Below are 10,648 nucleotides of genomic sequence, written 5' to 3' on the forward strand. Positions count from 1 at the left end.
CTCCTTCGCGCGGATCAGGCCGCGCGGGCTTCGGCGTCGAAGGCGAGGACCGCGTCGACGTCGAGGATGATCAGCAGCCGGCCCGCGAGCCGATGCACGCCGTGCGAGAGCTTGACCCAGCGCGGGTCCATGTGCACCGGGCTCGGCTCGTGCGTGTCGACGGAGAGCTTCATCACCTCGCCGACGGAGTCGACGAGGAGCCCGTAGCTCTCGCCCTTGTGCTCGAGCCCCACCGCCATCTCGTCGCCGGACGTGTCGCGGTCCGGCAGGCCGAGGCGCCGGCGCAGGTCGACGGCGGTGACGACGCGCCCGCGCAGGTTCAGCAGGCCCGCGATCTCCGGCGGCGAGAGCGGGACGGTGGTCAGCGACGAGGCGATGAAGACGTCGTGCACCCGGTCGATGGGCAGGCCGAACATCTGTTCGGCCACCATCACGGTCACGAACTCCTCCATGTCGCCGCTCAGGCGGCCGTCGCGCGCGGTGTCGTTCTGGTTGGCGGCGATCATGCGGCTTCTCCGAGGGAGCTGCGGATGTCGGGCTGCGTCTCGGCGAGCGCGGCGACGAGCCCCGAACGGTCGAACTTGGCGACGAACTCCGAGATGCGCAGGCGGCGCGCGCGCTCGAGCGCCTCGGGGGTGATGCCCGAGGAGAGCGCGATCACCGGCACGTCGTGCAGGCGGGCCTGGCCGCGCACCGCCTCGACGAGCGCGAAGCCGTCGCGGCCGGGCATCTCGATGTCTGTGACGATGACGTCGACGCGCTTGTCGGCGGCGAGCACCTGCAGCGCCTCCTCGGTCGAGCCCGCCGTGATCACCTTGAACCCGGCGGCCTTGAGGACCGGGGTGAGCATGTCGCGGAAGAACGGGCTGTCGTCGACGAGCAGCAGCGTGCGCGAGAGGTTGGCGATGCGCGGCGGTCCGCCGCGGGTCCAGTCCTCGTGCGCCAGCGGCAGGTAGTGCGCCACGTTGACGATCTCGGTCGCGCGCCCGCGCACCACCGCCGAGCCGACGAGGTCGGAGCGGTCGTCGGCGAGCTCGATGTCGAGCACGTCGTCGACGATGTCGACGATCTCGTCGACGGCGAGCCCCATCGTGCGTTCGCCGTCGGAGAACACCACGAGCGCCTGGGTGCCCTCGCTCTTGATCTCGATCGACGGATCGGCGGGAACGAGCGGCATCAGCTTGCCGCGGTACTGGATCAGCGGACGTCCGCCCACCCACTCGATCTTCGAGGCGTCGATCTCCTCGAGGCGCGTGACGAGCGAGAGCGGCACCGCCTTGAGGCTCGCGCCGCCGCCGCGGAAGACGAGCAGCGTCACGGTCTCGGTCTCCTCGGTGGCCTGCGCCTCCGCCGGCTCCTCGAAGCCGTAGCCCTGCTCGGACTTGCCGCTGTCGACCATCTTGGCGACGCCGTTGGGATCGATGATGAGCACGACGGCGCCGTCGCCGAGGATCGTGTTGCCGGAGAAGAGCGGGATGTGGCGCAGCTTCGTCGACATCGGCTTCACGACGATCTCTTCCGTGTGGAAGACGCCGTCGACGAGGATGCCGAAGCGCTGGCGGCCCACCTGGGAGACGACGACGAAGCCCTCGTCGCCCGCGTCCGCCGCCGCGCCGTCGAGGCCGAGCACCTTGGCGGCCGGGACGATCGGCAGGAGCCGGTCGCGCAGGCGCAGAACCGGCGTGCCGTTGATGCGCTCGATCTGGTGGTCGGAGCCCTTCTTGACGCGCACGAGCTCGAGCACGGCCACCTGCGGGATGGCGTAGCGCTGGTCGCGCGCGGCGACGATGAGGGCGGCGACGATGGCGAGCGTGAGCGGGATCTTGATCGTGAAGGTCGAGCCCTTGCCCTGCTCGGACGCGATCTCGACCGTTCCGCCGATGAGCTCGATGTTCGTCTTGACGACGTCCATGCCCACGCCGCGGCCGGAGACCGCGGTGACGGCCTTGGCCGTCGAGAAGCCCGGGTGGAAGATGAACTTGGCGATCTGCGCCTCGCTCATCCGCTCGATCTCGGCCTCGCTGCCCAGCCCGCGGTCCACGGCCTTCTTGCGGATCGCGTCGAAGTTCAGGCCCTTGCCGTCGTCCGAGATCTCGATCGTGATGGTGCCGCCTTCGTGATAGGCGTTGAGGCGGATCGTGCCGCGCTCGGGCTTGCCGGCGGCGCGGCGCTCGGCCGGCGTCTCGATGCCGTGATCCGCCGAGTTGCGGATCATGTGCGTGAGCGGGTCCTTGATGACCTCCAGCACCTGCCGGTCGAGCTCGGTGTCGGCGCCCTGCATCATCAGCTCGATCTTCTTGTCGAGCTCGGAGGAGAGGTCGCGGATGATGCGCGGCAGCTTCTGCCAGGCCGTTCCGATCGGCTGCATGCGCGTCTTCATGACGCCTTCTTGCAGCTCGGCGGTGACGTGGGAGAGCCGCTGGAGCGGCACCTTGAAGCCGTTGTCCTCGTGACGGCGGGCGATCTCGAGCAGCTGGTTGCGGGTCAGAACCAGCTCGGAGACCATCGTCATCAGGTGCTCGAGCGTGTCCACGTTGACGCGGATCGTCTGCACCTTGGCGACGTTCTCGCCGCTCGCGGCACCCTCCTGGGAGGCGGCCTCCTTGGCGGCGGTGGGCTTGGCGGCCGGCCTCGGAGCGGGCTTCGCCGCCTCGGGAGCGGGAGCGGGGGCCGGTGCGGGGCGCGGTGCGGGCTCCGGCTCTGCGACGACCGCGACGGCGGCGGGCATCGGCGCGGGCGCCGGCGGGGCGAAGTCGTCGTCGGGACCCGGCGCCTCTAGGAAGGCGCGCTCCAGCTCGTCGAGTGAGACCTCGCCGAGCCGCGGCGCCTCCGGAGCCGGCTCGGGCGCGGCGGGGACGACCGGCTCGGGCTCGGGCTCGGGCTCGGGCGTCGGCGCGGCGGCGGCCTCCGCGAGGAGGGTCGTCTCGTCGGCGCTGGCCATGCGCTCGAGCTCGCCGATCAGGTCGGAATCGACCCCCTCCGGCTCGGCGGCGGTGCGCTCGAGCTCGGCGAGGATCTCCTTGATCCGGTCCAGCGTGGCGAGGATCAGCGTCACCGCGCTCGAGGTCACCGGCAGCCCGTCGCGGAACCGACCCATCAGGGTCTCGGCGGCATGGGCGAGGCTCTCGAGGCGCGGCAGGCCGAGGAAGCCGCAGGTCCCCTTGATCGTGTGGACCAACCGGAAGATGTTCGAGAGAATCTTCTCGTTGTTGGGGTCCTGCTCGAAGCGAACGAGCTCGACGTCGACCGTGTCGAGGTGCTCGCTCGTCTCGGTCAAAAATTCGCGAAGCAGTTCATCCATGGATATCTCTCGATCCACCAGAGGGCTGGGCCGGGTCTGATCGAGAGTGGCCGCAAGTCGTTTAAGTTCCGTTTCCTCCAAGGGGCGCGTCTCGCGCGAAGGTGCGCGCGTTCGGCGCGAATGCTAAGCAAATCGGAGCGATCGGGCCCGATCGGTGTCGTTTCGGACGCAATGACGATCGTCGGTCGAGCGGCCGGACCGTGCCGTTCGCGACGGGCGATCGGCGGTTCCCCTCTCCCTCGTGGCCAGTCGATGCACAGATCCCCGGTGCCTCTCTCGGCTCTGGACGACGTGTGCCGGGCATTTGGTCTGCGGACGCCGGCGATCCCTTTCCTTCCCTGTAGGGGAAGCTGGATCGGCGGCGAAGCCGACGAGACGGATGGGGCGCGCGGCACGCGCGTTCGGCGAAGCCGAAATGCGACGGTGGCAGCGGACACGGTGCTCTTCCGCTTCGCGGAACGCGTCGCTTCGCGCCGCGCCCCATCCGTCACCGCGCTGCGCGCGGTGCCACCTTCCCCTCCAGGGAAGGAGAAGGCCTGCACCCTGCGTCGCCGGCCCCGTCGTTCGCCGTGACGTGCCGCAGATGTGTCAATCGACCAGCCACTTGGGGGAGGGGAGAACGGCCGCGCCCGCACCCACGGATGCCGATCGTCCTGCGCCGACGCTGCCCGTCCCTCGCCTCAGGCCGGCGCCGACGTGATCGTCAGGGTCTCGCCGTCGAGCGCGAAGTCGATGCTCATGCCGGCGGCGCGGGCGACGAGGCCGGTGTAGTAGGTCTGGATCGCGTGGGCGTCGACCGTGCCGTCCTCCGCCTCGCCGCGCACCAGCGCGGGGGCGTGCGTGGGGATGCGGGCGTTGCGCCCCTGCGCCTTCACGAGGAAGGTCGAGGCGGCCTCGTCCCCGCCCACCGTGACGTCGATCGTGCCACCGCGGGGAATGCCCTGCGCGGCGATGACGACGAGATTGAGGAGCAGCTTCACCCGGTTCTTCGGCAGCAGCATGCGCCGGGCGGTCCAGCTCAGCGTCGTGCGGTCGTCGGTGAAGAAGCCCTTGGCGACGCTCTCCGCGTCGCCGAGGTCGATCGACGCGCCCGCCGAGCCGGCGGCGCCGAAGGCGATGCGGGCGAACTGGAGACGGGCGGAGGCCTGGCGCGCGCTCTTGCGGATGAGGTCGAGCGCGAACTCCTTCATCTCGGCGTCGCCGCCCTCCTCCTCCATGACCTCGAGGCCGTTGACGATCGCGCCCACGGGGCTGATCACGTCGTGGCACACCCGCGAGCACAGGAGCGCGGCGAGATCGAGAGAGTCGAGCGAGACCGTGGCCATGGGGACCTCCGCGGGACCTGGGCGGCGAGCGGCGCCGGCCTCTCCGGCGAAAGGCGCGGCCGCAAGCGATTCGGGCGCGCGTGCGCCGTCGCCCTTCGTAGCCGCAAGGCGTCGCGTTGCAAAGCCGTCGCGCGAGCGCGGGTCCCCGATGCGCTCAGCGCCCGCTCGCCGGATCGACCAGCCCCGCGGCGATCCGCGGCCAGGCCCGCTCGGCGTCGGCGAGGACCGCGCCCTCCGAGGCCTCCGCGAACCGCGCGAGGCTCCGGGCGTCGTGGAAGAGGTAGAGCCGTCCGTCGACGACCGCGTGGAGGTCCGGGCGGCCCGCCGCCAGGCGTCCGCGGGCGAGGGCGACGGGGTCGTGGCCGCCGAGCCGCGGCGCGAAGCGCTCGGGACCCGCCGCGAAGGCGGCGCGGTTCGAGGCGGAATGGAATCGCCAGGCCGCGCCGCGCCAGACGAGCTCGTAGGCGCCGCGGCCGGCCCGCGGGCCCTCGGGGAGGAAGTAGGAGACCGGGTCGAGCCCGTCGAGCGCGAAGCCCGAGAGCGCGTGGAACGCCACCTGCTCGGTCACGCCGATCGCCGACGGCAGCGCCGCCAGCAGCGAGGCGCCGTCGGTGGCCGTGCGCGCGGGAGCCGCGGCGCGGCTCTCCGCCGCCGGGAGCGCCGCCAGGAGGAGCCCGAGCGCCGCCAGCGTTAAGGGTCTGTTGTGCATCTCGAGCGAATTCTTCCCTGCCGCGAGCCGCGTGCGCGGTCCCGCCCCGTGTCGGCCACGAAGATGGCCATCATGGCTGAAGATCACGTCGAGCCGATCGATCGACTTTTAGCGATCGGCCGAGAAAGCCGGAGACGAAGACATGCGCGCCGTCCGAAAGGTCCTCGCGAGCCTCGCCCGTCTCGCGCCCGCGGCACCGGCGGTGGCCGCCCTCGTCGCCGCCCTCGTGCTCGTGGCGCCGAGCGTGGCGGCCGCGCAGGCGAACGATCCGCGGGCGACCAACGCGCAGATGATGCGCGACACCCGGACCTACACCACCGACGAGACGATCGAGGCAGGCCACCGCTTCTTCGGCTCGACCTCGCGCGGCATCGCGCTCGCGATCGAGCAGGCGGTCTCGCGCTGGGGCCAGCCGAACGGGTACATCCTCGGGCAGGAGGGGTCGGGCGCCTTCTTCGGCGGGCTGCGCTACGGCGAGGGCACGCTCTACACCCGCAACGCCGGCCAGCGCCCGGTCTTCTGGCAGGGGCCGACGCTCGGCTTCGATGTCGGCGGCGACGGCGCGCGCACGATGATGCTCGTCTACAACCTCCCCGCCACCGAGGCGCTGTACCGTCGCTTCGTCGGCATCGACGGCTCGGCCTACCTGGTCGGCGGTGTCGGCATGACGGCGCTGATGGCGGACGACATGGTGGTCGTCCCGATCCGAACCGGCGTGGGCGCGCGGCTCGGGGTCAACCTCGGATATCTGAAATTCACCGCGCAGCCAACCTGGAATCCCTTCTAGCGTCGCCCGCGCGGCTGCAACGCTGGCGTCGCGAGCGCATTCGGCTTAAGTGACGCATGCTGTCCCATGCCTCGGAAGGCGACGCGTGATCGAAGCCGCGATGTTCATAGCGCTCGGGTTCCTGGCGGCGACCTTCCTGGCGCTGCTGACGGCGCCCGCGCTCGCGGCGCGTGCCGACCGCCTGGCGCGGCGGCGGCTGGAGGCGCAGCTGCCGCGCTCCCTCGTCGAGCTCAACGCCGAGCGCGACCACCTGCGTGCCCAGCTGGCGCTGCGCGAGCGCCGCATCGAGCAGCGGCTGGAGGCGACGCTCGCAGGCAAGCACGCCGACCTCGCCGAACTCGGGCGGCGCGCCGTCCGGATCGAGGCGCTCGGCCGCGACGTCGCCGACCGGGACGCGCGCATCGCCGCGCTCGAGGCCGACCTCGAGGCGACCCGCACGACCCTCGCCGAGACCCAGGCGACCCTCTCCGACACCCGCGGCGACCTCGCCGACACCCGCGAGGCCTTCGCTCAGCTCAAGCGCACGCACGCCGACCTCGCCACGCGCCACGACGCCACGCTCCAGGAGAACGACGCCCGGCGCATCGCCATCGCCGATCTCGAGACGCGCCTGACGACGCAGACGCGGCGCGGCGACGACCTCGACAAGCGCCTCGCCGAACGCCGCATCGAGCTCGCCGCCGAGCGCACCGCCCACGAGCGGACCCGTGCGGCGCTCGCCGACGAGCAGGCCCGCGGCGCCGTTCTCGACCGGCGCTTCGCCGAGGCGACGGCCGCCGCCGAGCGCGCGGCCGCCGACGCCGCCACCCGCGCCGCCGAGCTCGCCGAGACGCGGGGCGAGCGCGACCTCGCCCGCGCCATCGCCGCCGATGCCCATGCCGCGCTCGCCGCCGCGCGGGAGGCCACCGGGCGGCTCGAAGCGCGCATATCCGACATCCAGGCCCGCGAACGCGCGCTCGGCGCGGCGCACGAGACGGCGCTGCGGGCGCTCAACGAGCGCATCGAGGTGCTCAAGGCCGAGAAGGGCTCCCTCGAAGGCGCACTCGCCACCGCGCGGGCGGACCGCGCGCGGGCGCGCGGAGGCCGCGAGGGAGGCCGCGAGGGAGGCCGCGACGGCGGCCGCGATAGTCGGGTCGCGCGCGAGTCCTCGGACGATGCGGGCGACCTCGCCCATCGCGCCGAGGTCGTCGACGCCCGCGTCAGGCGTTCCGCGGGGCGTCTGTCCCACGAGGGCGGCCGCGACGCCGCGGATGCCTCCGCAGCGGCCCCGCCGAACGCCGGCCAGGCCGGCGAGCCGGCTGCGGGTGGCGCGGAGGCGCCCGCGCGGGCGCGCTCCTGAGCCGGTCGGCGGCATGCGCTGGGGTCGCTCCCCCGATGCCCTGCTCGCCGGGCTGGCGGGCGACTGGGTGATCGATCGCGTCGTCGAGGGACTCGCCACCCTGCACGGGTCCGCGCGCTTCGCGCCCACGCGCGCCGGCGCGCTCGCCTACGCGGAGAGCGGGACGCTGACGCTGGCGGGCGGCGGGCGCCTGCGCGCCGAGCGGCGCTACGTCTTTCGCGCGGCGAGCGGCGGCTTCGACGTGCTCTTCGACGAGACGCCCGAGCGCCTGTTCCATTCCATCCTGCCGGTGCCCCAGGGCGACGCCCTCGTCGGCAGGGCCGCGCATCTCTGCGGCGCGGACACCTACGAGAGCACCTACCGTTTCGAGCCGGACGGCGGGATGCGCATCGTCCATCGCGTGCGCGGTCCCGCGAAGGACTACGTCAGCCGCACCGCGTATCGGCGCGAAGGGGATCAGTCCCGCGGCGTCTGTGGTCGTGGCGGCAGCGAGAGCAGGTAGGCCGCCATCGCCTCGCGGTCCTCCCCCGAGAGCCTCGCCGTGTTGTCGACGACCTTCGCCATCGACCCGCCGATCACGTCGAACTCGGGGGTGAAGCCGCTCGCGAGAAGCTCGACGATCTCGGTGCGCGACCAGCCGCCGATGCCCGTCTCGTGTGGCGTGATGTTGGGGATGAAGCCGCGTCCCTCCGGGTTCGGGCCACCGGCGAAGCGGGCGTCGTCGCGGATCGCGCCGAGCGCGTTGCGCGGGGAATGGCATTCGGCGCAGTGGCCGGGTCCCTCGACGAGATAGGCGCCGCGCGCGAGGAGCGGATCCATGCCCTCGGGCGCCGCGAAGGGCTCGCCGTCGAGGAAGGCGAGCTTCCACAGGCCGATGCCGCGGCGGATGTTGTAGGGAAAGGCGAGGTCGTGGGACGGCGCGACGCCGTCCACCGGCTCGAGCGTCATCAGGAAGCCGTGGAGGTCGCGCAGGTCGGCCGCCGTCATGCGGGCGTAGGACGTGTAGGGGAAGGACGGGTAGTAGTGCTCCCCGTCCGGCGAGACGCCCCCGCGCATGGCGCGCACGAACTGCGCCGTCGTCCAGCCGAAGATGCCGTCGCGCGACGGCGAGAGGTTGGGGACGTTGAAGGTGCCGTAGTCGGTCTCGAGCGCGAGCCCGCCGCCGAGATGCAGCGGGTCCTCCCGTCCCGGCGTTGCGTGGCAGGAGGCGCAGCCGCCGGCCCAGAACAGCGTCTCGCCGTTGGCGAGATCGACCTCCCCGCCGGGCGGGCGCTCGAGGCCCGTGCCGTCGAGGTCGGGATCGGTGAGGAGGAAGAAGCCGAAGACGGCGAGCACGGCGAGCGTCGCCGCGACCACCGCCGCCTTCTGGAGTGCGTCGATCATGCGAGCGGCCCCGCGGCCGCTCAATTGTCGACCCGGAACTGCTCGTGGCAGGTCCGGCAGGACTGCGTCGCGGTGCCGAGCGCGGCCTGGAAGCTCGCCTGGTCCGTCGTCGCCGCGAGGCCCGCGGCAGAGCGCTCGCCGAACTCGACGAACAGCGCCTCGAAGCCGCCCTTGTCCTCCCAGATCACGGCGGCGGCCTCCGTGCCCCCGCCGGACTCCGAGCCCTCGGGAAACAGCCCGGGCATGCGCTCGGCCGCGTCGACGTAGACGGCGAAGGTCTCGCGGGCGGCGTCGAGGTCGAAGGGCGCCTCGCCGCGGACCATCCGCACGCCGGTGCGGGTCGCGTCGCCGACGCCCTTCATGATCTCCTGGCGCTCGGCGATCGGGTCGCCCTGCGCGAGGGCGCCCGGCGCGAAGAGCACGGGGGCGAGGGCGACGGGCGCGGCGAGGAGGAGGGCGAGGCCGGTCACGGCGGCGATGCGGGTCGGGTCGAGCGTCACGGGGTCCCCCTCGGGCTGGCGCGTCCGGCACAGTCCCCCTGGGAGTGTCCGGATCGGAATGTCGCTAGGGAGGATAGCGCGGCTTTCCGCCGCGGACAGCCCCGCGTCGCGCCTTCGTGGGCCGCTTCACGGGCCGGTCACGCGAGTGTGATCGGCCCGCTCGTCCTCACGCGGCGCCGTGCAGTGCGCTCGCCTCCGGCGCCGGGGTGCGATGCTCCGCGCGTCGCGGCGGCGCGAGGCCGGCGAACCAGTCGATCGTCGGCGGCAGGCCCGCCGAAAGCGGCGTCGTCGGGCGCCAGCCGAGCCGGGTCTCGGCGCGCGACACGTCCGGGCGGCGGCGCTGCGGGTCGTCCGTCGGCAGCGGCTCGTGCACGAGGCGGGAGGTCGTCTCGACGAGATCGAGCACCATCTCGGCGAGTTCCAGAATGGTGAACTCCCCCGGATTACCGAGGTTGACCGGCCCCTCCGGCGCGGGATCGACGCGCATGAGCCGCACCAGTCCCTCGATCATGTCGTCGACGTAGCAGAACGAGCGCGTCTGCTCGCCCGTGCCGTAGATCGTCAGCGGCTGGTCGGCGAGCGCCTGGCAGATCAGGTTCGAGACGATGCGCCCGTCGTCGGGGCGCATGCGCGGGCCGTAGGTGTTGAAGATGCGGGCGACGCGCACGTCGACGGCGTCTCCGCTACCCTTCCCGCGCCGATAGTCGAAGCACAGCGTCTCGGCGGCGCGCTTGCCCTCGTCGTAGCAGGCGCGCGGGCCGATCGGGTTGACGTGGCCCCAATAATCTTCGCGCTGCGGGTGTTCGCGCGGATCGCCGTAGACCTCGCTCGTCGAGGCCTGGACGAAGCGCGCCCCGTGCGCCGCGCAATGGTCGAGCAGATGGCGCGTGCCCATCACGCTCGTCATCATCGTGTGGACCGGGTCGGCCTGGTAGCGCGGCGGCGACGCCGCGCAGGCGAGGTTGAACACCCGGTCGACCTCGAGCGATCGCGGGATCGGATCGCAGACGTCCTGCTCGACGAGCGAGAACCGCGGCTCGCGGGCGAGCGCGGCCAGGTTCTGCGTCGTGCCGGTCTGCATGTTGTCGAGGCAGATCACGCGCTCGCCGTCGGCGATCAGGCGCTCGCAGAGATTCGAGCCGAGGAAGCCCGCCCCGCCGGCGACGAGGACCGTGTGCGCGCGCGGCTTGCTACGTGAGCGGAAAGTATTCATACGGCGTCACCTTCCTGAAGATCACCGATCCCATGTGGTATCGGGTGGATTTCCTCGCCCCAACGCGTCGGCCGCAGAGAAGATGCATGCC

Annotated in this window: 10 protein-coding genes; 3 read left to right on the forward strand and 7 right to left on the reverse strand. The window is 72.4% G+C overall.

Going from position 1 to position 10,648, the window contains the following annotated elements; genetic code table 11:
• Nucleotides 1-14: 14 nt before the first annotated feature.
• The 4 genes from AB9M23_RS13910 to AB9M23_RS13925 form a co-directional block, all read right to left on the reverse strand.
• The gene (locus AB9M23_RS13910) at nucleotides 15-506 is read right to left on the reverse strand and encodes a chemotaxis protein CheW (protein WP_372425153.1); all 492 of its coding nucleotides are present in this window, start codon (nucleotides 504-506) and stop codon (nucleotides 15-17) included.
• Nucleotides 503-3,301, reverse strand: a complete 2,799-nt coding sequence (locus AB9M23_RS13915; protein WP_372425154.1) for a hybrid sensor histidine kinase/response regulator — start codon at nucleotides 3,299-3,301, stop codon at nucleotides 503-505. The genes AB9M23_RS13910 and AB9M23_RS13915 overlap by 4 nt, the downstream gene beginning before the upstream one ends.
• Before the next feature lie 680 nt (nucleotides 3,302-3,981).
• Complete coding sequence (gene chpT / locus AB9M23_RS13920; RefSeq protein WP_372425155.1) at nucleotides 3,982-4,626, reverse strand: histidine phosphotransferase ChpT; 645 nt, start codon at nucleotides 4,624-4,626, stop codon at nucleotides 3,982-3,984.
• A 154-nt stretch (nucleotides 4,627-4,780) separates the two neighbouring features.
• Nucleotides 4,781-5,335, reverse strand: a complete 555-nt coding sequence (locus AB9M23_RS13925; protein WP_372425156.1) for a YHS domain-containing (seleno)protein — start codon at nucleotides 5,333-5,335, stop codon at nucleotides 4,781-4,783.
• Between the two features lie 142 nt (nucleotides 5,336-5,477).
• Between AB9M23_RS13925 and AB9M23_RS13930 the strand changes: the two genes are divergently transcribed.
• From AB9M23_RS13930 to AB9M23_RS13940, 3 genes are all read left to right on the forward strand, one after another.
• Entirely contained in the window at nucleotides 5,478-6,122 is a 645-nt protein-coding gene (locus AB9M23_RS13930) for a DUF1134 domain-containing protein (RefSeq protein WP_372425157.1), read from the forward strand.
• A gap of 85 nt (nucleotides 6,123-6,207) precedes the next feature.
• Nucleotides 6,208-7,461 carry a coiled-coil domain-containing protein gene (locus tag AB9M23_RS13935; RefSeq protein WP_372425158.1) on the forward strand — a complete coding sequence of 418 codons (1,254 nt, stop codon included), beginning with the start codon at nucleotides 6,208-6,210 and terminating at the stop codon, nucleotides 7,459-7,461.
• Between the two features lie 13 nt (nucleotides 7,462-7,474).
• The gene (locus tag AB9M23_RS13940; protein ID WP_372425159.1) at nucleotides 7,475-7,963 is read left to right on the forward strand and encodes a DUF6314 family protein; all 489 of its coding nucleotides are present in this window, start codon (nucleotides 7,475-7,477) and stop codon (nucleotides 7,961-7,963) included.
• Here AB9M23_RS13940 and AB9M23_RS13945 read toward each other — a convergent pair.
• The 3 genes from AB9M23_RS13945 to AB9M23_RS13955 all read right to left on the reverse strand — a co-directional run bounded on the left by AB9M23_RS13945 (nucleotide 7,918) and on the right by AB9M23_RS13955 (nucleotide 10,557).
• Nucleotides 7,918-8,844, reverse strand: coding sequence for a c-type cytochrome (locus AB9M23_RS13945; RefSeq protein WP_372425160.1), 927 nt, complete (start codon nucleotides 8,842-8,844; stop codon nucleotides 7,918-7,920). The two genes, AB9M23_RS13940 and AB9M23_RS13945, sit on opposite strands and share 46 nt — an antisense overlap.
• Nucleotides 8,845-8,864: 20 nt before the next feature.
• Nucleotides 8,865-9,344 carry a c-type cytochrome gene (locus AB9M23_RS13950; protein WP_372425161.1) on the reverse strand — a complete coding sequence of 160 codons (480 nt, stop codon included), beginning with the start codon at nucleotides 9,342-9,344 and terminating at the stop codon, nucleotides 8,865-8,867.
• A 166-nt stretch (nucleotides 9,345-9,510) separates the two neighbouring features.
• Complete coding sequence (locus AB9M23_RS13955) at nucleotides 9,511-10,557, reverse strand: UDP-glucuronic acid decarboxylase family protein (RefSeq protein WP_372425162.1); 1,047 nt, start codon at nucleotides 10,555-10,557, stop codon at nucleotides 9,511-9,513.
• Between the last annotated feature and the right edge of the window lie 91 nt (nucleotides 10,558-10,648).

The sequence above is a fragment of the Salinarimonas chemoclinalis genome (genome assembly GCF_041514305.1).
Lineage (GTDB): Bacteria > Pseudomonadota > Alphaproteobacteria > Rhizobiales > Beijerinckiaceae > Salinarimonas > Salinarimonas chemoclinalis.

Excerpts from the sequence above, each read along its gene's own strand:
- AB9M23_RS13910 (WP_372425153.1), bottom strand. The coding sequence starts at position 506 with ATGATCGCCGCCAACCAGAACGACACCGCGCGCGACGGCCGCCTGAGC.
- AB9M23_RS13940 (WP_372425159.1), top strand. The coding sequence starts at position 7,475 with ATGCGCTGGGGTCGCTCCCCCGATGCCCTGCTCGCCGGGCTGGCGGGC.
- chpT (WP_372425155.1), bottom strand. The coding sequence starts at position 4,626 with ATGGCCACGGTCTCGCTCGACTCTCTCGATCTCGCCGCGCTCCTGTGC.
- AB9M23_RS13915 (WP_372425154.1), bottom strand. The coding sequence starts at position 3,301 with ATGGATGAACTGCTTCGCGAATTTTTGACCGAGACGAGCGAGCACCTC.
- AB9M23_RS13945 (WP_372425160.1), bottom strand. The coding sequence starts at position 8,844 with ATGATCGACGCACTCCAGAAGGCGGCGGTGGTCGCGGCGACGCTCGCC.
- AB9M23_RS13955 (WP_372425162.1), bottom strand. The coding sequence starts at position 10,557 with ATGAATACTTTCCGCTCACGTAGCAAGCCGCGCGCGCACACGGTCCTC.
- AB9M23_RS13930 (WP_372425157.1), top strand. The coding sequence starts at position 5,478 with ATGCGCGCCGTCCGAAAGGTCCTCGCGAGCCTCGCCCGTCTCGCGCCC.
- AB9M23_RS13925 (WP_372425156.1), bottom strand. The coding sequence starts at position 5,335 with ATGCACAACAGACCCTTAACGCTGGCGGCGCTCGGGCTCCTCCTGGCG.